A 24,337-nucleotide genomic window follows, 5' to 3' on the forward strand; every position below is an offset into this window, starting at 1 on the left:
GTGCTCGAAAGTAGGGGTGCAGCTTCAGCTGCCCCCATCTCGTCGTTCTTGCAGACGGTTTTGTCGAAAGGAGTGAGAGCTTCCAGCTCTCTCCCGCGTATCAGAAGACAGATGGCGAATGTCCAAGTCCGAACTCTCAAATTCGAGGAGGTAAGAATTCAGACCCGCACCCGCATGGAAGATGCAGAACTTCTCGATGTTCACCAAAAGTAGCACAGGCTGCCAGCCTGTGTGTTTTCTCGGGAGCACCCATGCCTCAAGCTACAAGCCCATCATGCGTCAAACCAGCTGTCCAGATCGATGCTGCCGGAAACCTCTGGGCCATCAATAACTGGAAGCTTCGTTTCGACGTCGACGCCACGGTCAATCCGGGGGGCGACGTCATCATCTTCTTCGTTGGCATCGCCCCTCCACCTCCGTTGCAGTTCTGAGATCGGGTTGACCGAAAATTCAGAAAATCTGTGTTTAAAAGTAGGGCCGCAGCTTCAGCTGCCCCCATCTCGTCGTTCTTGCGGACGGTTTTGTCGAAAGTAGTGAGAGCTTCCAGCTCTCTCCCGCGTATCAGAAGACAGATGGCGACCGTCCAAGGTCGAACGCTCAACTTCGAGAAGGTAAGAATTCAGACCCGCACCCGCGAGGAAGATGAAGAACTTCTCGATGTCCACCAAAAGTAGCACAGGCTGCCAGCCTGTGTCTTCCCCTCTGGCCATCAATAACGGGAAGCTTCGTTTCGACGTCGGCGCCACGGTCAATCCGGGAGGCGACGGCATCATCATCTTCGTCGGCATCGCGCCTCCACCTCCGTTGCAGTTTTGAGTTCGGGTTGACCGAAAATCCAGAATATCTGTGCTTGAAAGTAGGGGCGCAGCTTCAGCTGCCCCCATCTCGTCCTTCTTGCAGACGGTTTCGTCGAAAGTAGTGAGAGCTTCCAGCTCTCTCCCGCGTATCAGAAGACAGATGGCGAATGTCCAACGTCGAACGCTCAACTTCGAAAGGGGATGAATCCAGAGGCGCACCCGCATGGAAGATGCAGAACTTTTCGATGTCCACCAAAAGTAGCACAGGCTGCCAGCCTGTGTCTTCCCCCGGAGGACTCACGTCCCAAGCCCGGCAGCTACCCGGCTTGGGGGCGCTAGGGTGGTTGAGGCCTCAGCCTGCCCGGCCTGCCTTTCCGTCGAAACCGTTTGCTGAAGCGGCACGGTCCGAGAAGAGGGGGACGTCAACTATTGTATTCAGCTGGGGAATTCGTGACGCGCAAATCTCTTCTCCAATGTTGAAGTTGGAGTTACTCTTCGCCTTTCCGGAGAGTCATAGTGACGGTGTTCTGCGGATTCTTCATGAGGACCACGGGTTTGTCCAATTTGAGGACCGCCGTGGAATTCCAGCCGATCGAGGTCGCTGATCTGGATATCCCGACTGAAGAGTCCCCGTAAGTCATCCAAACATTTCGTTCAATGGAGTAGGTGATAAAATAACGAATGCCGTCGAGGTTCTGGATCTCCCCTTGGGCTTTAAAAGGAGAAGGATCGTCGTTATCCGCGATGCCTTGAAATGAAAAAAGGGTTAATTTCTTTTTCTCAGGATACGCGGCGACGACAAACTCGAAGGTCCGGCTGTTCTCTTCACTCGTTGCAAAATCCAATGAGACGATCAGATTTTCTGCGGCATTTTGAGTGGAAGATTGTGAAGCCGATCCGGAAGCTTTGTCCGGCACGGACGTGGTTCTAGTGATAGGGATTGGGGTGGCGTTTAGGATTGCTCCTTGGATCAAAACGAATCCGTAGAACAAAAGAAAGGTAGGCCATTTTATATTGATCATCGTTTGCATATGCTGAGGGTGACGGATGGGTGAGTGCTCTAATATTGGAATTTGCGGGAGAAAGGCGATCCTAGATTCTCGAAAAGTCTATCTTTTCGGTCTCTAGAAAGCCTTAACCCACCCGAATAATCTTCACCGGGCAGCCTTCGGCGGCGGTTTCCAATTCTTCGCGATCTTGGGGAAGTCCCTCTGCGTACTCGAACTGCTTGTCCTTCCGCTTCACCTCTCGCAGTTGGGCCTCGCCCCGGTCGTCTAAACACCAGTACTCCGGAGCCACCTCGGTGCAGAGGGCGCAGCCGATGCATTCGGACTTTTTGTGGGAAATTTGTAGAAAGGCCATTGCGGCTACGCTTGTGCGGGCTCGGCGGTGCGGACAAGGAAGAACTTATCTCCGGCACGAACCTTTTGACGGACGGGGATGGAGACCGTTTCTCCGGATTCGGCTGCCGTTATGGGTCCCTCGTGATTGTGGAGGGTTTCAATCTTCCCTTCGAGAACCCCGGTTGTGTTGCCAATGATGAGAAACGGGTCTCCGACGGCGACGGCCTGGTGGGTCTGGATTTCACCAACGCCGATCTTCGGGTAATAGTGGGTCACTTGGCCGGCGAGGATCTTTTGCTCGGTGGCTTTGGAGCCGTAGGTCCCGGACCAGCCTTGTTCCCGACCGACGTAGTATCCGCTGGAATGGCCCCGGTTGTAGACGGTCTGGAGTTCGGCCAGCAGTCCTTGGACGGACTCTGGGCCGTATTGCCCGTCCTGAACGAGCTTCACGGCAGACCGGTAGGCACGGGTGACCCGCTGCACATACTCTGGTGATCGGCCGCGCCCCTCAATCTTCAGGGTGTGGATGCCTGCGGCGAGAACCTGATCGAGGAACTCGATCGTCGCAATGTCGTTGGGAGACATGATGAAGTTGTTGTCAATGACCAGCTCCTTGCCGCTCTCCTTCTCTTTGACGGTGTATTCTTTGCGGCAGTTCTGGAGGCAGGCGCCGCGATTAGCGGAGGCGTTGTCGGTGAAAAGGGACATCCCGCAGCGCCCGGAGACGGCAATGCAGAGGGCTCCATGGGCAAAGGCCTCGATTTCAACTCTCCGGCCTGACGGGCCTCGCAGGTCATTTTCGAGAACCTTCTCACGAATCTTGCGGATCATCCCGAGGTTCAATTCACGGGCGAGGACGATGCGGTCACAAAATTGGGAGTAGAATGCAAATGACTCGTAGTTGGAGACGGAAAGCTGCGTAGAAAGATGAACCTCAATCCCAAGCTCCCGGGCTTTCAGAATGCAGGCCATGTCGGAGGCGATCACGGCATCCACTCCATTTTCTTTGGCCGTAGCGAGTAGCTCGTAGCAGAGTTTTAGATCGTGGTCATAGAGAAGGGTATTGAGGGTCAGATAGCCCCGGATCCCACCGGTACGGCATCGTTCCATGATCTCCGGCAAGTCTTCCAGGTGAAACGAACGACGAGCCCTGGCTCGCATATTCAGCTGGGCCAGCCCAAAGTAAACGGCATCGGCCCCCGAGTCGATGGCCGCCTGCAGGGAGGCGTAGCATCCGGCGGGAGCGAGGATCTCGACATGTGATTCGGCGAGAGATTGATCGATCATAGCACGAATCTTCTCTGGAAAATTCCTCGGATTGGCGACCCTTGTTTTCAGGGTCGGGACGATTTTGAGTCGGTTTATTTCGAGTAAACCGGAGGGATGGCTGGGCCGGTATCGGATCTAGATTGCCATATCAGGGACGAAGTGGTGAGATTTCATACGATGTTAAAGAGAATCACTCGGTTTTTGGGGATAGTCGTTTTTATGGGGGTTATGATGAAGAATTTAGGTGCAGATCCGATCGTGGTCATCAAGGCGGATGATCTTGTCTGTCATAGTAATGGAACCGTTTTCGGATCCCAATGGGATCGCTTTTTCGAGCTGGCAGCGGACGAGGGGATAAAGGTTTCGGCTGGAATCATTGGTAAGTCCCTCCAGCAGGGAACTCCGGAATATTTTGATCAAATTCGGGCTTTGGAAGAGAGCGGGCAGGTCGAGTTTTGGAATCACGGATACACGCATGGTCGGGATTCGGAGACAGGGGAGAGTGAGTTTAAGGGACCGGATTTCGAGACCCAGTTGGAGACCTTGGTCCGAACTCAAGACCTTGCTAGTGAGAAACTAGGTTTCACTCTTCACAGTTTTGGTTCTCCGTTTAATGCGAACGACGCGAATACGGTTGAGGCGATCCGTGCAACCCCGGAGATTATGTCTTGGCTCTATGGCTCGAAGGACGCCGAACTCCTGCCGGGGCAGGTTGCTTTAATCCGTTTCATAGACATTGAGCAGCCAGTGCATCATCCCAACTACGAGGCGTTCAAAAGCGATTATCTCGAGAAACCTGATATTCCGTACTACGTTCTCCAGGTTCATCCCGGCGGATGGGATTCCGAGCGATTGGATCAATTTCGACAGGTCGTGAATTTCCTTCAGGAGCAGAATGCAGAGTTCCTCACTCCTTCAGAATTGAAGGAGCGGCTTCTTTCCAAAGAGTAGAACAGGCAGCTTGCCTGTTGGCGTCCAGTTAAGGCGCTTGCGGAAGATGGGAAGGTTCGGCTCTGGAGATTGAGAAAGCAAGTCTGCGAACGGAGGCGATCCTTCTTCTCAGAAATTTGGATTCAAGAGGGATGCCATTTCCGCGTCATCAAGCGTGATGATGACCAAATCGTCAAAACGCAGCTGTATGGGTCCGGTGTTTGCTGGGAAATTGATTCGGAAGATCATTGGGATCTGAGTGACCTCAATTTCCAAGCCTTCGATTTTTCCCACCTGAATCCAGTCTTCCGACTCTCGGTCGTAGTGTTCCAGCTTGACCCGCATTTCTTGGGTTTCCCCTAGAGCTGTGGGGATGAACCACGTGATCCGGTTCCAAACCTCCCGATCAAAGTAATTCACGGCTTTCGTTTTCCAAGTGCCGTCGGCGTTGACGAGAGTAATCGGGTCTTTCCCTTTTGAGGAACCGATATTAGCGTAGTAGAGTCGATTATTCGATTCGGTTCGGACTTCCAAAGAGGCTTTGGCTTCAGTGGCGGAACCCTCGAATTTGAAAGCAAGCCGGACTCCGAGCCAATCGGCATTGTAGGATGGAAGAGTCAATCCCACGCCCCAACTTCCGGGAGTGGCATCCTCTTGACGGTCGAATAAGAGACAGTTTCCGGTGCCGTCGTAGGTCTCCAAATTGTCCACGCGCCAGATGTCCTCCTTCGCCCTTCCCCAGTTTCGTTGGATTGGAGGAGTTTCTCCGGGAACAAGATCATCTGCGTTGATCGAGGCTAAGGGAGTTCCCGCTGCGAGAAATTTTGTAGCCAAGAGAAGAACCGGGATTAGTGAGGGAAGGGTTGAGCGGAGCCGGATCTCCCTTATCTGTATCGGCTTACCAATAGTGATATTCATAGGGGTCGAAGGGCTTGGGTAAAGGCGAGTACAGTTTCGTTTGTTCTTCTTGTTCATCTTGTTCCGCCTTGAGCTCGTCAATGTTTCCTTCGGAGAGACTTGCCCAGAAGCCGAAACCTTTGGATCCGGAGACCACTTTCACGGTGATCACATTCTCACCGGGTTGAAGCAGAATCTTGACCGATTGGGTGTTGGCACGCGGAGATCCCTTCCGGTTCACGAAATGATAGATTTGCTTTCCATTTAAATAGACGTCCGCCCAGTAATCGGCTCCCAGTTTCAGGATTGCAGCGCGAGCCTCCTCGCTTTCCACGACCGTGGTTGCGTAGGCAAGGTAGCCATCGAACTGGTTCACGGCTGACCCAATATTCACAAAGCCATTTTCGTCGGCCAAGGTTGTCTTGCGGAAGTCGATCTGATTGCCGTCGGACTGTTGGTATTGGAAATTCGGATTCGTATCTCCTGCGAGGGCGGCTTCTTCGCCAGGGTAGGAAGGCTTGAGGGCTGCCTCACCTTTGCCATTGGTGGGAATGGGGCCGAGAATATGCCAGTAGGAGATCCATTTGAACTGAGGTCCGCTTTTCATGGTTGTGACACGTTGGGCGAATGAGGGTGCCGGAGAGGCGCCTTCCTCTGTTAGGAGTTGGGAGGTGAGCTGTCGAAGGCGTTGGGCTGCCACCTGAGAAGAATAGGGCTCTGCGTCATCAAACTGTTCGGGGAGCCACTGAGCAAACAGAACGCTTCCATTTTCTCGATCTTGTTGCAGGAGGAGTCCGTCTCCCAGAACCGAGGCTCCGGTTGGTTGAGAGTATTGGGAAAACAGTGAGGTTTTCAAGGGGGAGCGCCAGCGCAGAAGGTTTGGTCCGAAGCCCATTTCTTGCAGTTTGGCTGAGTCTTGAACCTTATACAATTCGGTTTCCTCAATCTGATAGCCGAATTCGGCGAGAAGTGATGAGGGGGCTCGGAAATAGATCAGGCGTTTGCCGTCGCGGATCATGGATTCAATCTTCTCGCGGGATAGACCACAGTCACTGGCGGCGATTACCAAGGGCGTATCGCTATCCTCCTGGATTGCTAGACCGAGAGCGGAAAAAGCTTCTTTCTCCTGCGTCTGACCAAGGAAAGTTACCGCTTCGGTCGTGTGATCGGAAGTGTCCTCCAATAAGAAATTCGCAAGCAGGGTGGGAGCGGGATCGGATCCGACTCGGTGAGTCAGCGCCAGGCTACTGAAGAGGACCTGTCCTTTTCCATCCGAGAAGCGGAGGAGAGGAGAATAATTCATGTCGAATTCGCCAGCGATGAGAGGGGTGAATCCAACTCTCTGTGGGATCTCCAGCATGACCGGAGCGACAACATGCTTGTTGTTCACGCGTGGGGCTCGGCGGGTGTCGTAGCTACGGGCCGGTTTGTTCTCGGGGAGAAGGTCCGCATCGCCGGACCAGGTCGACAAATCCGTTCCGGTCAGTGCCGTCACTCCTGGGCGGTTTAGGTTGCGGGGTTCGAGGATTCGGGTGCCTACCTCGATGCTATTCAATCCGAGCGTTTCCCAATCTTCGGGCATTTGCTGAAGAATGAGGACATTCAAGCCGGATCGAATGTCCTCGGCAGAATAGGGGAGCGCTTTGAGATCTTTCAGCGATTCCCGCCCGAGGACGAGAAGATCGACACCTGCGAGAGATTGATTTGGTTCCCAGGATTGAGCTTTGGGGGCTAGGGATTGAATCCACGGTAAAGACATTCCTTCCGGGTCAAAGACGACGATGTTCCGTTTTAGGGATTTGGGAGCAAAGGGCGGGAATACCTCGATTTGAATCTCGTCCTCGGAAATCAGTTTTCCCTCCTTCTGAACGGTGAGTTGGATCGTAAGCGACTCCCGCTCCTCGACTGTGGGGGCTCGGAATGAAAAGGGTTCGAGGAGAACATCACCGGCCTGTAGGTGAACCTCTAGATCTCCTTCGTCAATCACGTCTCCGGTGGAATTAACGGCTTTCCATTCTACGGAAAGATTATTTTCTCCGGGGCCATCCCAAACGAAAGCAATTTGCTTCTTTATCTTATTCCCCGAGTAGAACGCGTGGGACCGGTCGGTGTGGGTCGGGAAACCAGCGATGTAGGTGAGCAACGGTTGTTGGCCCTTTCGGTGAATGTAGAAATTTTCATTTACCCATTCCGGCACCTCGGTTGGAATTTCGGTGAAGTATTTTTCATAGCGGGTGAAGGGTTTGTCGATTCCGGGACGGAAGCCTGGCGGATTCCCAAAGCCAATGGTGTAGTCCCAGTGGTAGCCAAGAGCGGTAAGGCTGTAGGTGCGCCAGGCGCGGTTTTTGTTGCCGAGGATAAGATCCTGGAAATCCCAATACAAATCCTGGTAAAGTGGGATATAGTTATGACCGGAGACCGCCCACCGCCCATTGGGAAGAGCGCCGATTTGCTCGATGGACTCAATCTTTTCGCGGTCATAAACTTCGTCTCCTAAAAACATGGCCATAAATTCGGGGAGGTAGACCTGCTGGCCTTTGATGAAGTTGGCTGTAATCGGATTGCCTAGCTCCACCGCGCAAAAGGGCATGTTGCCGGACTCGGCCCAGTACATCGGCCAGTCGTCCTGTTCCTGCAAGGGAAGGAAGTTTGGGTACAGATTCGAAGTGCTCATATCGAGCTGGTTCCCATCCGCGTGCGAGTAGACGAGAGTGTTGGGGTCTATCTCTTTAGCGGCTTCGGAGACCAATTCCATCGCCTCGGACAATGGGTGTTGATAGTCTGATCGCCGTCCCATCTCCGTGGGGTGGATTGCGTCCTTCGGGTTCATCATGTTCATCCCTAGGGTCCAGAAGAGCACACTGGGATGCCCGCGATAGCGTTTGATGAACGCCTCCTGCTCTCGGAAATAGACTTCGCGCAGTGCGGGATCGGAAAGGAGCTTTTCGCGGAAATGGTCGATTCCGGGAATGGGCAAGCTCAGGCCGATCCCCTGCTCATCGGCGAAGGTGAGGGTACTCTCTGCGTAAGAGCGGCTTTCCTTCCAATCCTGCCACCATCCGGTGGGGTTGGGCTGGATGTAAATGAAGTTGTAGCCCATTAGTTGGTAGAAGGCTAAGGTTTCGGCCGATTTCCCACCTCCGACGGAGGAAGAGGTTCGCAGCCGGGTGTTGATTCCATTGATGTAGAGCTTCTTGCCATCGGCCCAGAATTCACGAAACCCGAAAGGCTGTGGTTCGGTCTCGTCGAGATTGTCATCCCCCCTGGAAATGGAAACTTGAACGGTATACAGGTACGGGGCGTCCAGTTGCCAGCCGGTCGGATTGGGCCAAGTTTTTTCCAAGGTGATTGTCTGGCGCCCAGACTTGAGAGTCAGCGATTGCGATTCGAACCGCAAGACTTCCCGGCCGTCGGCATCTTGGATAATCGCGTCGAGCTTTGCTCCGTCAAGATTGTCGGTGGCGTCGATTTCGATCTCCAGTTCGATGTTCTTGTTGCGCCAAGAGCAAATGGGGAAAACGTCAGTGACCGCTGCGGGCGTCGGGAGTTTCTCTACCGTGATGGGATTGCTAATACCCAGCCCCCAGCGTCTCATGGGGATTTCACGGCGCTCTTTCCGGGCATAGTATCGGAGAAGGTCTTCTTCGAAGCCGCGGGAGATTCCCTGGTAGTCTCGGGTGTTGTAGAGGAGGAGTTCGTTGTTCTTCCCAATGTTTGCGAAGCCGGTGAGTTCAACCTCTCCGCCGGGCCGGAGGAGTTCGGTCACTCGTTGGCCATTACAGTACAGGATCGAGTCGCCTTGGATGTTCTTTAAATCAATTAGGACACGTTGGTCTTTCCAGGTTTCCGGTAGTTCAAACTGGGTTCGCCACCAAACGGCATCGACATTGCCGTTGTTCTGATCCTTCCAGCTGGCGGGCTTGTTAGGGATTCTGAGGTATCGCCAGTCGTAGCTTTGGTTGGGGGATAGATGGGGAAGTTCCGCCCAGTCTTCTTCCGACGGCATTGCGGGGAAATCGCTAGCAGGTTGAATTTGCCATGGTCCATTCAAAACGAATTGTCCGGAATCGCCGCCGGTCTTCGAACTCTCATTTCCGCACATACTCGAGGGGATGAAGGTATACACGGCTAGCAGCAAAGAAGGGAGCGGAACGAAAAGATGTTGTACTTTCATCATTTAGTAGAGTTTTAAAGTTTTCGGAGGGGTGGAGGATTTTTCGGGAGATTTTGAAATTTCGGTGGCGGTTCGCTGATCCGAGCCCGCTTATTCGAGCACCGATCGGGCCACCGCATCGGAGAGGGCTTTGTATCCTTCCCGGGAAAGGTGGGGATTGCTCTCTGTGCCCCGGTCATAATATCGGTTTGCAACCATTTCGGCATGAGGCACGAGTTCCGGGAGCAGGATGCATCCGGCGTGCGGAAGCTCATCGGCAAGATCGAGAGCTTCTTTGCGATAGGGGCGAAGCGATCCGTCTTTCTCATCGCTGAGGACGTGGCTGGGCATGAAGGCGAAAAAGAGGGAATCCGGGTCGCCTCCAGACTTTTCCCAAGCCGATTGGAGGGTTTGAACAATGCGGAGGAGGTTGTCGCGGAATCCTTCGGGGCTGGAGCTGGAGAATCCGCTTTGAGGTCCCTCGCTGGGCCTGTGCTCGTTGCGATCGTTGAGCCCAGAGGAAATCATGAGGATGCACCGCTTGTCCCCGTTCAGAGGGGCTCGAATATGCGTGAAGTAGTCGATGAGTTTGGCTTCGCCGAGGCTGTTCCGGAAATAGGTCAGCATGTCAAAGAGCGATTGCCCACCTTGAGCGTAGAGGGTGCTGTAGGCGATACCGGTCGACTTGTCGGTATTCACCGCCTGCATGGATTCTGCGTAGAAGGGGCCGCGAATCTCTTGGTTTACCGGGGAGACGGAGAACATGATCTGGGTATCTCGCCCGGCGTCCGCGGGCAGTTTCAGGGAGACAGTCTGGAGACTGTATTCGCCAGTGACGGTGGATATCGGTTCGTGGGTCTCGAGAATGTTGAATGGGGGTTGATCAATCCGAATGCTGGGGCTGAAGGAGCCGGTCTCTCCCTTTGCGAAAGTTCCGTAGGTCAGGGAGAATTTAAGAGGGCCGCTGACATCTATTGGGTCGTCGGCGGGTATGTGCATGCTTCCATGTTTCCAGCTGACTTTGTCCGTGTTTCCCTCGGGAACGTACCATCCGGTGAAGGTAGGACTGGTGAGTTCAGTCGGGGCCGGTCCGTAGTCTTCTTCTTCGCCTTGATAGGCTGAAATCCATTTGAGTTCAGTGCCCCAGCAACCGAAAGTCTCGGCTAGGGCCGCCGCCATGTATTTGGACCATCCATGACCGCCAAATCGTTGATTGCTGTCCCCAATACCGACTACGGCAATTCTTTCCGTACGGGAAGTGGCAAACGCTGCGCGTGTGTCTTCGGAGACAGTATCGGCCTGAGTCAATTGAGAGCCCAGAAGACCGCACAATAGGGAGACCACGAAGAGGTTAGGTTCTTTCATGAAGGGGATTTTTTAGGTTTTCAGGGAGCGGACTCACCGCGATCTCCTGTGTTTCGACGCCAAATTGAAAAAGATAAAGGTTGACTGCAAGAACATTTGCGGAAACATTTCGGCAAACGTAATGGTTGCTACTCCTCACAGACCCACTCCGAAGCGTGTCACGATCAAACATGTCGCCGAAAAGGCAGGTGTGGCTGTGACCACCGTGTCGGCTGCTTTGAACGGCACAGGGCGGGTAAGTCACGAGCAGGGGGAGCGCTTGCGGAAGATTGCGAAGGAGATCGGCTATCGTCCGAAGCTCGCGGCCCAGCTTTTGCGGGCGAACTCCACGGGTTATATCGGACTGCTCTTTCTGCAGAGTGAGGGTTCGTGTTTGGACAATGTCTTTCAGAGTGGCCACTCCGGGCCGATTACCTCCAGTTTTATCGGGCTTTGCGAAGAACGGGGGCTGAACTACCATTTGGATGTCTACAGTCCTCACGGTGACGAATCCCAGCCGCCGCGATTGTTGGCGGGAGGTTTGGTGGATGGATTACTGATCGAGGGTGGGGGGATGTCGAGTCGCCTGCGCTCGTGGTTTGAGGAGCTACAGATTCCCTACGTCACCTTGGACGAGCCTTCCGACTATTGCGCTCTTTCCGCGACGGACGAAGGGACGGCCCAAGCAGTCGAACGTTTGGTGGCTTTGGGGCACCGCAGAATCGGGTTCACGGGTGGGCCTGCGATTTATGAGACACACCGACTGGGGCGCCTCGGGTTCGACCGGGCCGCTCGGGAATTCTTGGTGGATACCGGTGAGGGGCGTTTCATCAAAGACTATTTCGGTCCGAAGAATGATTTGAAAGACGCTGCTGCTTGGGCGAAGAGCATTTTGGAATGCAAGGACCGACCTACCGCAATCATCTGCGGTGGTATGATGGCGGCCCGGGGAGTGGTATATCAGGCAGAGCGCATGGGATTCGACGTTCCCAAGGACCTGAGTGTCTTTGCGATTGGGACCGCTCAAAATGCAAGCTCCGCTCTGCCGTTGCTGAGTTCGATCGAAATTGATTTTCCCGAAATGGTGAGCCACGGGCTCTACATGCTCAATGGCTTGATTGAAGGCACGCTTCGCAAGCCCAAGACGGAATATGTGCGCCCCTCTCTGGTCATCCGGGAAAGCACAACATTTTGCCCTGAGTAGAATTCCTTCAACCGACCCTAACCTCAATCCCCCCTATAAATATGAATACTCCAACTCTATCACGTGCCGCGCGCTGGTCTCTTGCTGTTTTCGCCCTGAGCGTTTCATCGAATTCTGTCGTTCATGCGCAGGTGTCGATGGATGCTTCAGATCTGGGCGGAGAGACTAGTTTTAATACAGGACTCCATTGGAGCGACGATCTGGCACCTTCTGCTGGAAAAGACTACGTTGTCGACCAAAAGACATTAAGGACGCCGAGTGGGACCCATACTTTTCAGGGCGATTCATTGAATGTCGGCAATGGCAGCTATGGATTTATTCGCCTGGATCAAAGTAGTAGCGATATTACGATTGATGATTTGATCCTCCAAAACGGGGAGATCTATGTCGGTGCGTTTGGGACGTTCACCTTAAATGGAAACATGAATTTGTTGGGCAATGGCCGCTTGGAGAATGATCATAGCACTGGCAAAACTTTTGTGGTTACGTCGACGATTTCCGGAGGTTCTGTTCTGACCCTCGCGGGAGGTGGAAGCTCAGGTGGAGTCATTCGTCTGAATTCGACCAATTCATTTTCTGGAGGAACCAGAGTCGTGGACTCCGGGTTCGCGGTCGGAAACGCCATGGATGCATTTGGGACCGGGAATGTGACGGTCGCAAACAATTCCACCTTGACCCTCAATGTAACCCAGGCCCTGAGTAGCACGGCTTCGTTGATTCTAGATGCCAATTCTATGGTGAATCTTGATTTTACGGATGGAAATACGATTGTCTCGGGGATTTCGCTTGACGGTGGCAGCTCCTTTCTGACGGATTCAGGCACCTACGGGGCGATTGGGTCTGGAGCCACCTACGAATATGCTCAGTTTGCGGGTGATGGTTTTATCGCGATTCCAGAGACTTCCATGTCAGTGCTCCTTATCGGGGGCTTGAGTATTCTCTTCGTGCTGCGTCGCAATCGTCATCGGTGAATCGGCTATCTGGTCGTTTGCAACTCCTACCATGTAAATGGGTTGGTTACGGTGCGCGGAATTCGATCATCGGCCAGATGTTCTCTTGATCCTGTCAACCTACGCTGAAGCTCTGATGCCTAGAAAAAGTCGATTTATTCGCTTTGTCTCTCGTGGCTTCACCCTCGTCGAATTGCTCGTGGTCGTTGCCGTTCTGGGGGTGCTCGCTTCGATCCTCCTGCCGGTCATCGGCTCGATGGTCGACCGCTCCCGAATGGTAAAAGCGACCAGTAACATCCGGAGCTTGGTGCAGGCCCAGAATTTGTATGCCAATGATCATCGCGGGTTCTATACCCCATTTTACAAAGCTCCGGTCAATACCACGACTTGGCAGGCGGCACTGCTTCCGTACCTTTACGATGTAGAGGGAACGAATCAGAATATGAAGCCGATTCGTGAAATGGGGGGAGGCGTCTATCAGGTGCCCGAGGTGGATTCGCGTGACCCGGAGTACGAGTATGCGAAGAGTATTGCGCTGAACTGGAGTTTGTATGGAGGCCCCAGCGGAGGTGGGGGATGGTTCGGAAATCGTCAGAATGTTCCTCGTCCGGGATCCATAATTCTTCTCGGAGAGATCGAGCCGAGAAATACGGATTCCATGGTGCCGTTTGAGATCAATGGAGCCCATCCGGGACTTCGCCGTGACGGGGGCACCAAAGCCTTAATTGGTTTTTGCGATGGCCATGTGGAGGCTCTGACGGCCGCTGAGCTCGCCTATCAAGGCGTGGACAAGGAAGAGAACCCTTGGCGCTGGTGGTGATGCCGACCTCGGATGGGGTCGATCTGGAATAGTTTGATGGATACAATTAGAGTCTCTCCGTATTCTCTGCAAAAGAAAGAACTGACCGATTGGGTCAGTGTGCTTGGGAATGACCCAGCATTTGCAGACCCTCGAACTTCTTCGGTTGATTGGTGTCGGGTTCGTGTTCCCCATAACTGGGACGACTATCATGGTTACCATGCGGTGTCTCATGGAAACCTTCATGGCACGGCGTGGTACCGAATTGTTTTCGAAGAGGACGCTCTTGATGCGGGTGCCCGGCGCTATGCGTTCTTCGAAGGGGTGGGCAGTTATGCAACGGTCTACCTGAACGGAGAAAAATTGGGATACCACGCAGGGGGAAGAACCACTTTTACCGTGGATCTTACGGACGCGCTGATCGAGGGTGAGAATCATCTGGCAGTCAAGGCCGAGCATCCGGAGGGGATTGACGACCTTCCTTTTGTCTGTGGAGGATGTTGGGGATCTCCGAATTCGGAAGGGTCGCAACCCTTCGGCATTTTTCGCCCGGTCTGGTTGGAGTCTACGGGGCCTGTTCGTGTGGATCCGTTCGGGGTCCATGTTCTGACTCCGCTCGTTTCGGCGGACTTGGCAAAAGTAAAGACCCGGACCTCTTTGTCTAATCCCGGCGACGAAACCCGCTTGGTACGATTGAGGCAGGAGGTTTGGGATGAATACGGAAACTGTCTCGCGGAGTCGGAGGCGGAACTTTCTCTCGCACCGTTCGGAAAGCGGACCCTGGAAATCGATATCCCAGAGTGGAAAAGCCCGAGACTTTGGTCGCCGGAATTCCCGGAGATGCACCGAATTCGTTCAGAAGTGTATGTGGAGGATCAGCTGTCTCATGAGGTCGATACTTCTTTCGGACTACGGTGGCTGGATTGGCCGAAGATTGTGGAGCCGGAGAAGGGGGCTCTTGGCGCTTCGTCGAGAGGAGCGCTCATACACGATGGTGAACAGCCTCGAACTTTCGAAAACAATGGGCTTAGTCATATTCTTCATCGCGAAGACGAGTCGAAGGTGGTCTCGGCTCCGATGGGAATTGCGGTCCGACAACTGGAGGATACCAACCTCGACCGGGCCGAACTCTCGGTGGAGCTGAGTCTGCGAGGGAGCGCTTCTGCCGGGGAAGAGTTTCAAGTGCTTTTCGAAATTCAGAACGAGGCGGGGACGGTATTCTTTTATCAACACAGAGTCTCTGTGCCTCTCTTCGAGGGAGAGAACTCAATTCAATGGGAAGTTCCTACGATCCGCTATCCTCGGAGGTGGTCGTCTCCGGACCATTATCTGCATCGTTTGTTGATCGAGATTCGCTCTCCCGCAGGTGAACTGTGGGAACGCAGCGAGACTTTGTTCGGAATACGCGGGCTCGATTGGAACTCGGACCTTCCCTTGAATCTCGATCGCCCTCGTTATGAGAAGATCGAAACAAAGGCGGGGGAGGAGGAAAAGCGTGAGCGCCGTTTGAAACTCAATGACAAACCTCTCTTTCTCCGGGGAACGTGTGAGTACGAGACGATGTTGGGGAATGACCACGCGTTCACCGACGATCAGATCGAAGCGGACGTTTCGATGATGCTGGCCGCCGGATTCAATGCCTTTCGGGATGCTCACCATCCTCACAACCTGCGGTACTATGATCACTGGGACCGCGCCGGGATTGTCTGTTGGACGCAGATGGGATCACACGTCTATTTCGACAACGAACGGTTTCGGGAAAACTATCGACAGTTGGTGCGGGAATGGGTTGTGGAACGCCGCAATCACCCCTGCATCATTCTCTGGGGGCTTCAGAATGAATCGACCCTTCCCAAAGATTTCGCGGAGGAACTGAATGAGATTATCCGGGAACTGGATCCGACCAGTCCTCAGTGGCGGTTGACCACCACCTGTAACGGTGGGGAAGGCTCTGATTGGAACGTGCCGCAGGAGTGGAAGGGCACTTATGGCGGAAATTTTAACGACTACTCGATTCGCGATTGCCAACTCGTGGGGGAATACGGAGCCTGGCGGGAATTCGGTGTTCATACAGAGTTCTCCTATTCCGGCAACGAGAACGACCGCAGTGAGACTTGGGCCTGTGCGGCGATGGAGGCCAAGATTCGAATCGGCGAAGAAATGCGGGACGAAGCGGTCGGTCATTTTCATTGGGTCTACAATACCTTTCCCAATCCCGGCCGAGCCTGGGATAATTGCGAGGGGCCAGGCAACGCTCAGATTGGCTCGGTGAACAATAAGGGAATGGTGACGACTTGGCATCAGCCCTCCGATCTTTATTATCTGTTCTACGCGAATTACGCGGATCCGCAGGTCCGGCCGATGGTCTACATTGTCTCCCACACTTGGCCCGACCGATGGAAAGATCCCCAGCCGCGGACGGTTACCGTCTTTAGCAATTGTGAGGAAGTCGAGCTGTTCAATGGGGTCTCAGAACGTTCCTTGCGCCGATTGAAGCACCCTGGAGTGGGCAAGCGCTACCAATGGGACCATGTCTTGCCGGTGACCAACCTGTTGCACGCCGTGGGGTATCACAACGGTGAGAAAGTTGCGGAGGATCTCATCCGTTTGGATCACCTACCCGAGGATCCCGGCCTGAGGCGATGGATCGGTGAAGACGGAAACTCTTCGGATACCCCTGGAGATTGCCTCTACCGGATCAATTGCGGATCACGGAAGGATTGGGTGGAGTCAACGGGAAAGGTATGGACCCAGGATTCTCCATGGAAGAAGGGCGCCGATTGCGGCTGGGAGAGTTGGGGAAACCGTTTCGATAATGTCCCAGACGATCTGGCGAGCTTTGGCGATACGATGACTCCGGTTCGCAACACCCGTTTGCAAGAGATCTACCGGACCTATCGATTTGGTCGTGAGCACCTAAAGTATCATTTCCGAACCGGTCCGGGGCGGTTCCGCTTTGTCTGTCATTTTGCCGAACCGTGGTTTGGGGTAGGAAGCGAGAAGGATGCCTCGCGGTTGCGCCTATTTGACGTGGCGATCAACGATACCGTGGTGGAGGAAGGCTTCGATGTTTGGGAACGAGCGCAGGGGCATCATCGGGCGATCACCCGCACGTATGAGATTGAGTCGAATTTGGAGATTCAAACTCTTCATTTCCCCTATGTCTCGGTGAATCAAGCAATCCTCTTCGGCGTCGAGTGCTATCTGAGTTGAGGACTGACCTTGGTCGGGAGTCCATTCACTGTGCCGGGAGAGTTCACCGGAGAGAGGATCATGCCGGGATTTTCCACTATCATTTCCAACTTCGGTAATTGCCGCGGAGCAGGGATGTGCCGTTTGATTGGGTCTGAAATTTCTCAATATAAATGCGATGGCCTGGTTTTTGCGTAGGCCCTCAGATTTGTGGAGCGCGAGTCGTCCAGCCGCTCTGCCATACACCGGGTACCATGACGCTTTGTGGATATTGTGGTAATCCGAATTGGGCCCGTTCCAAGCGACTCGTCAGTCGATCAATCGTGGCGGCTGCCGTCTGTTCAAGATTTTGAGTGACGCCGCTTTCCTTCCCATCGACTGCTTTATCGAGATTGACGAGTGATACCGTCCCGGGAATTGCGATGCCGTTTGCCGCAAATGTTTTTTGAGCGATTTTGAACTCCGTTCGCGTCGATAGCAGAATTGCTTCGGGACGATGGCGTTGGTACCAGCGCCATAGATTGGCTTCGGTCAGCCCCTCGACAACGAAAGCGTAAGGTCGGTGAGGGATCTGCGCCTGACACGCAACCAGATAGGCGGCTTGGGAATGATGATTCACGCGTTCGTCTATATGGCGCGTCGTAACGAAACCAATTTTCCGATACCGCATTGTCCTGAGCTGCTGTATCGCAACGGACACGATGTCAAAATAGTTGACGGAGACATGATCGATTGCGGGGGATTTCAGTGTTTGACCCAGCGCGATGGCGGCGAAATCGGAAAAATCGAACTCCAAGCTGTGGTTTTGGCCGGGCAGCGGAGCCACGACAATACCGTGCATCCCTCGGGCAAGGAGTATATCGCGGAGACGCTCCGCACTCATGCCTGCTTCCTGTAGCCAGAATTCCTCCAGTCGATAGCCGCGCAGATCAGCGTAGTAGCGCAAGTAGTCGTAGAGCGCCTGGTAGTTGGGGGATTTTCGCCAGCCCTCCTTTTGCCCGAATGCGGTCAAAAAGGCGAGGGTGGCCCCTCTTTGCTGTTCAGTGCTTTTGCGCCGTCCCGCTATCAGGGCGGAGACCATGGGATTGGGACGGTACTCCATGGCGCGGGCGAGTTTACGGATGCGCTCCCGCGTTTCCATGGGCAGGCGGGGATCATTTCTCAGAGCGAGTGATACCGTCGAGGCGTGGACTTGAGCCGCCCGGGCGACATCTGCCATGGTGGGGTTGCGCGACATTTATGCAATGATGTGAATTACCGGGTCTTTTACAACAGCACTTTTTCCGGGGATATTCGTTTTAGGAAGCGGAATTTTCTTCCGCCCTGACAAAAACACAACCATTCACCCTAAAATGATACTTCCAATGCGCACACGAAATATGTACCTGTTCTCCTCGGCAGTCCCAGGACTATCCGCGTCGCTGACTCATGCGGATAGCTTCAGTATTGACTATCAATTCACCGGGGGATCCCAAAATCCCAACACGATTTCCGGCGATATCTCCGGCGATTCGGCCGCTTTCACTGGATACGACAACAAATTCGGCTTCAGTAGCTCGTCGAACACGGCATACATTCGGACCACTGCTACACCTTCTTCAATGGATTCTGGAAAATATCTCAGCTTTACCATTTCACCAACGGTCAGTGGCGAATCTTTGTTCATGGACACCTTTAGCTTTTCATTAGGCGGAGGCGGCACAGAGCAAGCTGCCCCCTTTACGGCCTTTGCTAAAGTGAGGGCGGGCCATCCCGATGATGATTTCGACACACTGCCGGATTTGCTCTTCACCCCGGGAGGCGTCACGACACCATCTCATTCGGCTCCTGGAGGGGGTGAGAACTCATTCAGCTCTTTTACTGCCGACCTGAGCGATGCTTACTACCAGGGTCTGGATGAGATCACCTTTCGCATATATCTATTTGATGACGTCAATTCGGCTTACTCATTTACCCGCATTGACGACATGTCGGCAACCGGGACCGCCGCAATACCGGAGCCTGCGACATCCGCATTGTTGACGGCAGTGGGGGGACTTCTGGTGTGCGTGCATCTGAAGCGAAACGGCCGTCGGTAGTCGGCGTCTGCTTCATCTCGTATGCACGGGCAAGGTGCCGACCGGCACTTTGCCCTAGATGATCTGTATCCATTTTTTATGAAAACACTGTCCAGTATCCGAGTCCCTTCGGCCGATATCCCGGTGCAGGCAGGGTATGATGTCATTGTGTGTGGCGGGGGGCCGGCGGGAATCGCCGCCGCGATCGCCGCCGCCCGATCCGGTGCGAGAACTTGCCTTGTGGAGCATCACGGCTATCTCGGGGGCGTGTGGACTGCGGGTCTGCTGTCATTCATTCTTGATGCCCGTGAGAAACCGGGCCTGATACGTGAGATCCGCCGGAACCTCGCAGCCCAGAACGCTATTCAAGCGGAACGCGATCTGTACGATGCAGAGGTCATGAAACGGGTGTTGGAAACCTTGTGCGCGGAGGCCGATGTCCACATTCGCCTTTATAGTCAATTGGTATCGGTTGCCATGCAGGGGTGCAGTATCAGCCATGTGATTTTAGAAGGGAAAGAAGGACGATTCGCTTTGGAGGCGAAGTCATTTGTCGACACGACAGGGGATGGCAATCTGGGTGCATTGGCCGAGTGTCAATTTGAGTTGGGGCGCCCCAGTGACTCGAAAACGCAACCGATGACTCTCATGGCTTTGGTTTCGGGAGTCCCCGAAACGGTGCGTTGCCAGCCCTATGCCAGTCGCATGAGCGGCTCGTGCATCAACAAGGATGAGTTTTACGGTAAGTTATGTGACGAGGGATGTGAGACCAGCTACACCAAGCCTAGTTTGTTCCCGTTGACGAATGGGTTGTGCTGCTTGATGGCCAACCACGAGTACGAGCGCAGTGGTCTCAAGTCGCAGGATCTGTCCGAGGCGAGTATCCATGCACGCCAGGAGTTACACGCCGTTGTGGAGGCGATGAAGCGATTCCCGGGAGAGGGATGGGAGTGTGTTTCTCTGGTGGCAACCGCTGCGTCTATCGGTGTTCGTGAAGGACGTCGTTTACGCGGACGGTATGTCGTTTCATTGGAAGATGTGCTCGGCGGGGCCCGTTTCGACGATGCCGTAACGCGTGTGCAATTTCCCATTGATGTGCACAGTATTCTCAGGAGTGAGGGAGGTGGCTACAGCTCGGATTCCGTCCATACCCCCGCACAGCCATTTGATATCCCTCTTCGTGCATTGATGGCGCTGGATGTGGATAATCTTGCGATGGCCGGACGCTGCATCAGCGGTGATTTCTTCGCTCATGCCAGCTATCGGGTGACGGGAAATGCAGTTGCCACCGGGGAGGCGGCCGGGATCATCGGTGCGGTGATGTCTACCGAAAGCACGGACTCCAATTCGGTCGATCCCCACCGTATTCTCAAGGAGCTATCTGCTTTCCGTCGGGCATGTGATTCTGTCGGAAGTCACTGAAGTTCGTGTTTTCCTGATTCGTTCAGCGGAGAAGGGTTGTCCGGCTGGTTCTCTTGTCTCGTGGAATCACAGGCTCGCAGCCTGTGGTGCGGGGGATGCTTGGACTATACTTTGATCTCGAACGAATACCGACCGGAAACCATCTCGGCCGGGGAGCCGGGAAGGATGATTTGAGCCTGCATTCCCTTCGGTAGCTCGAGAGACCCTTGAATAGTGTCTCCCTTGCGGTGCCACTCGGAGTGGATCTTTCCGCGGGGGGTGGGAATCGTCGTTTGCGCGGAATCTCCTTGGATAGTGGGCTCGAAGGAGATCTCTTTCCATCCGGGGGCCGTCTGGCGAATTCCTCCGAGGATTTGCATGAAATGGAAAAGAGGGTGGGCGGACCAGGCGTGGGAGAAGCTTTCTTCGGCTTTCACGGGTTGGAAGTTTTCCCAAGTCGTGCCGTGTGACACCATCGGCGCCCAATGTTCGCGGATGTGGGCGATGACTTCTTTGCCGTAGCCCCGTTCGCCGAGAAGCGAATAGACGTAGGTGATCCAGTAGGCCGAGGGATGAGCGGTGGTGGTGAGCTCGCCGCGCAGGTAGGGGAGGAGGATTTGGGAAATCATCGCCTCTTCGCTTTGGGGAGAAAGATGATTCAGGATGGCAAGGGTCTGGGCGTGGACGGTAGTCGTTGGCACTCGCTGCCCGTCTCCCGAATATCCTCCGATGACGAAACCTTCCTCATTGAGGAGGGCTCGGAGATTCTGGCGAATCTTGTTGGCTCGTTGTTGGCATTTCGAGGCGTGGGATTCGTTGTCCGTTATCGAATACATTGTCGCCAATTTCTCTAAGGCATAGAGATACCATAGGCTGTAGAGGCTGGAACAACCTTCTTTCGGAATCTCGGTCCAGTCGAGGAAGAGCCAATACCGCGGGTCATAGCGGAGGAGGCCGGTCTCGTTGTCCGTCCAGGTCTCGAAGTAGTTCAGCGCATTCTGGATGACCGCATGATGCTTTTGGAATGCCTCCATGGAGCCGGTCTGCCAATAGTAGTCCCAGAGGGTGAGGATCCAAATGAGAGTGAAGTCGGGGAGGACGCAGCCATGCGCCACCGTCGGGGCGTGTCCATAGGTGAGTCCGTCGGGGGTGGTCTGGCCTGCGATCTGGCGGATGCCTCTCTTCAGTAGGCGGGGGTCGCCGCTTAGGTGGAAGGTGTTCCAGGATTGAACCCGAGCGTCGCCCCACCATTGAGCCTGTTCACGCCAAGGAGTGTCGACGTAGGCATCCATGCTGCAGATTCGTTGGGTCCAGGCGCTTGTGCTCCAGATCTCGTTGAGAAGGGTGTCGTCGGACTGAAACGACCCCTTGATTTCAAGTGGATAGAGAGCGCTGCGAAGTGAGGGGCGGATGGTGATAGGGCCGAGGTTGTCGCGGACCGTGAGAACCATGTAGCGGAATCCAAAGGGATGAAAAAAGTGGTGCTCGTTTGCACCTTCGCGACAGGTGAGGCGATGGCTGAAGGCCATGCGGCAGTGGGCATCGGGTTTGAAATCAGGGCATAGCGAGGACGGGTCGATTGTCTCGAAATGGTGGGTTTCGACGACTTCGTCTCCGCGGGCTCCTTCGACTTCGAGGAGAAGGCAGCCCACTTGAGTTTTTCCGAGATCGATGAGATAGCTTTGCCATTGTCCCGAGGTACTGGCGTCGATGTTGATCTCATCTGCGGACAGATCCAATGGCTGGTGATTGAGGCCTTCGTTGAATCGGGTTTCCGTGAGGTTGCGGGAAGTGCGGTAGTTTGAGAGGGACTCGCCGCGGGCGGTTCCGATGACCCGACCTGCAGGGATCACGGATTCGTCGAGCATGGGAATGTCACGTGGTTCGAGCGAAGTCCAGGGGAGTCCGTTCCTGGTCGTTTCCACGGTGTTCGCGGTCCATTCAAGATCGTCGTAGTCGGGGCGGTTCCAGGAGGGATCTTCTTTCCGGAGGTCGATATTCTCCTGAGGGAAGAGCTGGAGACTGGTTTGGATCATATCCCGCTTGAGGCCGGTCTGGCGCCGACTTTTCCAAGAGGAATCGGTCAGGATTGTCGTAGCTCCCCATTCCGCGGCAACGAGGAGGCCTGCGTAGCCTTGATGAAGGTATTGAAAGGTGCTGAAACCGGGATTGTGAGCGCGAATGGCGATCAAGTTTTCGCCGCGGTGCAGCCAAGGGGCAACATCGATCTCATCGTAGGGCCAGGATCGCTGGTATCCACGGGCTGGGCCGCGGCAGACGTATTTTCCATTGATGAAAAGTTGGTACGATTGGTCGGCCGTGATAAAGAGGGGAGCGGTCGAGGGAACTTCTTTGAGAAGGAAATTTTTACGGAAAAGGGCGTAGCAGTTGTGAAGGTCCCAGTGCGGGTTGTCCGGCCAAATCCAGCGAGCGCGCTGAAGAATTGCGGGAATTTCGGGAAGGGCGGAATCTGGAAAGTTCATCTGGATATTGAAGCATATATGCCGAAAAGAGTGTTACCGATTTCTCGCTGGAAATATTCCGTAAAATTGACATATTGGGGGCTGTGGTAAGATTGATTCAAGGTTCTGATCAGTTAGGGATGCACCTCGAGGTAGAACCAGATATGGGGTTCTACATGAATCATATCAAGAATCAGGAAGATCATGCCGCCCATACTCATAATTTCCTCGAAATTGCCTTTTTGCTGGGAGGGAGCACCCGTCACCGGACGATTCGTGGAGAAAATCTTTGTCGGGCCGGCAAGGTGATTGTGGTTCCTCCAGGGGCTTGGCACGCCTACTCGGAATGTGACCAGCTCGAAATCGTTAACTGTCTGCTTTCGCCGCGAATGTTAGCGCGCGAACTGGCTTGGTTGCGGAATGAGCCTGGGTTTTCATTCTTGTTTGAGACGCCGGAAAATGGCTTGGCTCAAGAAGTTCGAATTTTCGACCTTCACGGAGGAGGTTTGGAGCGAGTGAAAGAAGGATTGGGGAGGCTGGAAGAAGCTTATGTCGGAGGATCTTCCTCGGTCTCGGTGACTGGATGGGTCCTGTTGGTTTTGGAGATTCTTCGAGATTCGGCAAAGACTCCGGATGAGAAAGGAAAAGAGTTGGCAAGACGCCATCCCGCTGTATCGCGAGGGTTGCAACTTCTTGCGACGAGGATGGGAGAGGATTGGTCTCTGGATCAATTGGCCGAAGAGTTGAATCTGAACCCAAGCTATCTGGTTCGACTCTTTCAGAAAGAAATCGGGCATTCACCGATGAAGCTTCTCGCGGCAGTTCGTGCCGAAGAGGCGGCAAACCTATTGCTCGGGACGGACGCGCGGGTCGGAGAAATTGGAGAAAGGGTAGGGTGGTCTGACCCCAAGCGATTTGCGGAGAATTTTCGTCGGCACTTCGGAATGAAAGCGAGTGAGTATCGGAAGCGAATGCTGGGTGTTTTCGAGGAATAATAGGCTCAAGTTTGAAAAGGGTTATTCAGCATTTGGGTTCCTTTTTGATTCGCGAGCTACACGAGAATTTCTTGTTCCGGGTGAAAGGTCCTGATCTGTTTCGCTTGGAGGCCTGCGAACTTACCTATCTTTGGTAGGCTAAAGAAGCTAGGGCGGACATCGGAGGATTGGTTTTTTTTGGGTTCATCGTCGATTGGCGGGAAAGAAGTAGCAAAGAAGCGGAATCGAAGTTAACTGATATTGTAACTACACTAACATCAATCACTTCAAAACCGCTTCAACATGAAGTCTGTACTATGTTCCCTGTTTTGGGAAGGCTACACTTTGTATAAACACAAGCATCTGGGAAAAGGGCATTTGTTGTTCATCCTAGAGGCCCTAAACGATCCGGTCTGTGGAGGTTGTGGGCAGAGTTGCCGGAGGATTCACGACCAGTCGCTGCGCCGTATTCGCGACTGTGATCTGTTGGATCAGCGGTTAAGTCTGGAGTTGAGTGTCCGTCGGGTTCGCTGCGGGCGCTGCGGGACGAAGACCGAACGCATTG

General features: G+C 54.1%; 19 protein-coding genes. 11 read left to right on the forward strand and 8 right to left on the reverse strand.

All coding sequences use genetic code 11. From position 1 onward, the window contains the following. Nucleotides 1–251 precede the first annotated feature (251 nt). The gene (locus H5P30_RS03225) at nucleotides 252–431 is read left to right on the forward strand and encodes a hypothetical protein (RefSeq protein ID WP_185691525.1); all 180 of its coding nucleotides are present in this window, start codon (nucleotides 252–254) and stop codon (nucleotides 429–431) included. Between the two features lie 226 nt (nucleotides 432–657). Then, a complete protein-coding gene (locus H5P30_RS03230) occupies nucleotides 658–816 on the forward strand; it encodes a hypothetical protein (protein WP_185691526.1) in 159 nt (52 codons plus the stop codon). 469 nt (nucleotides 817–1,285) lie between these two features. On the opposite strand, the gene H5P30_RS03235 is transcribed toward H5P30_RS03230, so the two are convergent. The 3 genes from H5P30_RS03235 to H5P30_RS03245 form a co-directional block, all read right to left on the reverse strand. Next, nucleotides 1,286–1,819: a hypothetical protein gene (locus H5P30_RS03235; protein WP_185691527.1), complete on the reverse strand. Its 534-nt coding sequence runs from the start codon at nucleotides 1,817–1,819 to the stop codon at nucleotides 1,286–1,288. A gap of 112 nt (nucleotides 1,820–1,931) precedes the next feature. Beyond that, nucleotides 1,932–2,159: a ferredoxin gene (locus H5P30_RS03240; protein WP_185691528.1), complete on the reverse strand. Its 228-nt coding sequence runs from the start codon at nucleotides 2,157–2,159 to the stop codon at nucleotides 1,932–1,934. A 5-nt stretch (nucleotides 2,160–2,164) separates the two neighbouring features. Beyond that, nucleotides 2,165–3,427 (reverse strand): peptidase U32 family protein, encoded by a 1,263-nt coding sequence (locus H5P30_RS03245; RefSeq protein WP_185691529.1) that lies wholly within the window; start codon nucleotides 3,425–3,427, stop codon nucleotides 2,165–2,167. Between the two features lie 210 nt (nucleotides 3,428–3,637). On the opposite strand from H5P30_RS03245, the gene H5P30_RS03250 reads away from it, so the two are divergent. Continuing rightward, nucleotides 3,638–4,360: a polysaccharide deacetylase family protein gene (locus H5P30_RS03250; RefSeq protein WP_185691530.1), complete on the forward strand. Its 723-nt coding sequence runs from the start codon at nucleotides 3,638–3,640 to the stop codon at nucleotides 4,358–4,360. 108 nt (nucleotides 4,361–4,468) lie between these two features. Here H5P30_RS03250 and H5P30_RS03255 read toward each other — a convergent pair whose 3' ends face one another. The 3 genes from H5P30_RS03255 to H5P30_RS03265 all read right to left on the reverse strand — a co-directional run bounded on the left by H5P30_RS03255 (nucleotide 4,469) and on the right by H5P30_RS03265 (nucleotide 10,754). Then, a complete protein-coding gene (locus H5P30_RS03255) occupies nucleotides 4,469–5,173 on the reverse strand; it encodes a hypothetical protein (RefSeq protein ID WP_185691531.1) in 705 nt (234 codons plus the stop codon). 64 nt (nucleotides 5,174–5,237) lie between these two features. Then, nucleotides 5,238–9,410: a glycoside hydrolase family 2 protein gene (locus H5P30_RS03260; RefSeq protein ID WP_185691532.1), complete on the reverse strand. Its 4,173-nt coding sequence runs from the start codon at nucleotides 9,408–9,410 to the stop codon at nucleotides 5,238–5,240. 90 nt (nucleotides 9,411–9,500) lie between these two features. After that, nucleotides 9,501–10,754 carry an SGNH/GDSL hydrolase family protein gene (locus H5P30_RS03265; protein WP_185691533.1) on the reverse strand — a complete coding sequence of 418 codons (1,254 nt, stop codon included), beginning with the start codon at nucleotides 10,752–10,754 and terminating at the stop codon, nucleotides 9,501–9,503. 121 nt (nucleotides 10,755–10,875) lie between these two features. Between H5P30_RS03265 and H5P30_RS03270 the strand changes: the two genes are divergently transcribed. The 4 genes from H5P30_RS03270 (at nucleotide 10,876) to H5P30_RS03285 (ending at nucleotide 16,899) form a co-directional block, all read left to right on the forward strand. Beyond that, a complete protein-coding gene (locus tag H5P30_RS03270; protein ID WP_185691534.1) occupies nucleotides 10,876–11,937 on the forward strand; it encodes a LacI family DNA-binding transcriptional regulator in 1,062 nt (353 codons plus the stop codon). 41 nt (nucleotides 11,938–11,978) lie between these two features. Further along, nucleotides 11,979–12,908: a hypothetical protein gene (locus tag H5P30_RS03275; RefSeq protein WP_185691535.1), complete on the forward strand. Its 930-nt coding sequence runs from the start codon at nucleotides 11,979–11,981 to the stop codon at nucleotides 12,906–12,908. A 115-nt stretch (nucleotides 12,909–13,023) separates the two neighbouring features. Next, complete coding sequence (locus H5P30_RS03280) at nucleotides 13,024–13,707, forward strand: prepilin-type N-terminal cleavage/methylation domain-containing protein (protein WP_185691536.1); 684 nt, start codon at nucleotides 13,024–13,026, stop codon at nucleotides 13,705–13,707. A 36-nt stretch (nucleotides 13,708–13,743) separates the two neighbouring features. Then, the gene (locus H5P30_RS03285) at nucleotides 13,744–16,899 is read left to right on the forward strand and encodes a glycoside hydrolase family 2 TIM barrel-domain containing protein (protein WP_185691537.1); all 3,156 of its coding nucleotides are present in this window, start codon (nucleotides 13,744–13,746) and stop codon (nucleotides 16,897–16,899) included. Between the two features lie 181 nt (nucleotides 16,900–17,080). Here the strand turns inward: H5P30_RS03285 and H5P30_RS03290 are convergent, their stop codons facing one another. Next, nucleotides 17,081–18,115, reverse strand: a complete 1,035-nt coding sequence (locus tag H5P30_RS03290; RefSeq protein WP_185691538.1) for a LacI family DNA-binding transcriptional regulator — start codon at nucleotides 18,113–18,115, stop codon at nucleotides 17,081–17,083. Between the two features lie 127 nt (nucleotides 18,116–18,242). On the opposite strand from H5P30_RS03290, the gene H5P30_RS03295 reads away from it, so the two are divergent. Further along, nucleotides 18,243–18,956 (forward strand): hypothetical protein, encoded by a 714-nt coding sequence (locus H5P30_RS03295; RefSeq protein ID WP_185691539.1) that lies wholly within the window; start codon nucleotides 18,243–18,245, stop codon nucleotides 18,954–18,956. Between the two features lie 78 nt (nucleotides 18,957–19,034). Further along, complete coding sequence (locus tag H5P30_RS03300) at nucleotides 19,035–20,357, forward strand: FAD-dependent oxidoreductase (RefSeq protein WP_185691540.1); 1,323 nt, start codon at nucleotides 19,035–19,037, stop codon at nucleotides 20,355–20,357. Between the two features lie 104 nt (nucleotides 20,358–20,461). On the opposite strand, the gene H5P30_RS03305 is transcribed toward H5P30_RS03300, so the two are convergent. After that, a complete protein-coding gene (locus H5P30_RS03305) occupies nucleotides 20,462–22,819 on the reverse strand; it encodes an alpha-L-rhamnosidase-related protein (RefSeq protein ID WP_185691541.1) in 2,358 nt (785 codons plus the stop codon). 155 nt (nucleotides 22,820–22,974) lie between these two features. Between H5P30_RS03305 and H5P30_RS03310 the strand changes: the two genes are divergently transcribed. Together H5P30_RS03310 and H5P30_RS03315 are read left to right on the forward strand one after the other, a co-directional pair. After that, nucleotides 22,975–23,793 (forward strand): AraC family transcriptional regulator, encoded by an 819-nt coding sequence (locus H5P30_RS03310; RefSeq protein WP_185691542.1) that lies wholly within the window; start codon nucleotides 22,975–22,977, stop codon nucleotides 23,791–23,793. Between the two features lie 282 nt (nucleotides 23,794–24,075). Next, nucleotides 24,076–24,337 (forward strand): transposase family protein (locus H5P30_RS03315; protein WP_185691151.1); only part of this gene is annotated, 262 nt, incomplete at its 3' end.

Origin of the sequence: Puniceicoccus vermicola (assembly GCF_014230055.1) — a bacterium.
GTDB classification, from domain to species: Bacteria; Verrucomicrobiota; Verrucomicrobiia; order Opitutales; family Puniceicoccaceae; genus Puniceicoccus; species Puniceicoccus vermicola.

Bases quoted from the DNA above. Each gene is read 5' to 3' on its own strand.
- H5P30_RS03230 (WP_185691526.1), top strand. From the start codon at position 658: ATGTCCACCAAAAGTAGCACAGGCTGCCAGCCTGTGTCTTCCCCTCTG.
- H5P30_RS03300 (WP_185691540.1), top strand. From the start codon at position 19,035: ATGAAAACACTGTCCAGTATCCGAGTCCCTTCGGCCGATATCCCGGTG.
- H5P30_RS03260 (WP_185691532.1), bottom strand. From the start codon at position 9,410: ATGAAAGTACAACATCTTTTCGTTCCGCTCCCTTCTTTGCTGCTAGCC.
- H5P30_RS03270 (WP_185691534.1), top strand. From the start codon at position 10,876: ATGGTTGCTACTCCTCACAGACCCACTCCGAAGCGTGTCACGATCAAA.
- H5P30_RS03305 (WP_185691541.1), bottom strand. From the start codon at position 22,819: ATGAACTTTCCAGATTCCGCCCTTCCCGAAATTCCCGCAATTCTTCAG.
- H5P30_RS03290 (WP_185691538.1), bottom strand. From the start codon at position 18,115: ATGTCGCGCAACCCCACCATGGCAGATGTCGCCCGGGCGGCTCAAGTC.
- H5P30_RS03250 (WP_185691530.1), top strand. From the start codon at position 3,638: ATGATGAAGAATTTAGGTGCAGATCCGATCGTGGTCATCAAGGCGGAT.
- H5P30_RS03285 (WP_185691537.1), top strand. From the start codon at position 13,744: ATGGATACAATTAGAGTCTCTCCGTATTCTCTGCAAAAGAAAGAACTG.
- H5P30_RS03310 (WP_185691542.1), top strand. From the start codon at position 22,975: ATGAATCATATCAAGAATCAGGAAGATCATGCCGCCCATACTCATAAT.
- H5P30_RS03265 (WP_185691533.1), bottom strand. From the start codon at position 10,754: ATGAAAGAACCTAACCTCTTCGTGGTCTCCCTATTGTGCGGTCTTCTG.
- H5P30_RS03245 (WP_185691529.1), bottom strand. From the start codon at position 3,427: ATGATCGATCAATCTCTCGCCGAATCACATGTCGAGATCCTCGCTCCC.
- H5P30_RS03240 (WP_185691528.1), bottom strand. From the start codon at position 2,159: ATGGCCTTTCTACAAATTTCCCACAAAAAGTCCGAATGCATCGGCTGC.
- H5P30_RS03225 (WP_185691525.1), top strand. From the start codon at position 252: ATGCCTCAAGCTACAAGCCCATCATGCGTCAAACCAGCTGTCCAGATC.
- H5P30_RS03295 (WP_185691539.1), top strand. From the start codon at position 18,243: ATGCGCACACGAAATATGTACCTGTTCTCCTCGGCAGTCCCAGGACTA.
- H5P30_RS03235 (WP_185691527.1), bottom strand. From the start codon at position 1,819: ATGATCAATATAAAATGGCCTACCTTTCTTTTGTTCTACGGATTCGTT.
- H5P30_RS03280 (WP_185691536.1), top strand. From the start codon at position 13,024: ATGCCTAGAAAAAGTCGATTTATTCGCTTTGTCTCTCGTGGCTTCACC.
- H5P30_RS03275 (WP_185691535.1), top strand. From the start codon at position 11,979: ATGAATACTCCAACTCTATCACGTGCCGCGCGCTGGTCTCTTGCTGTT.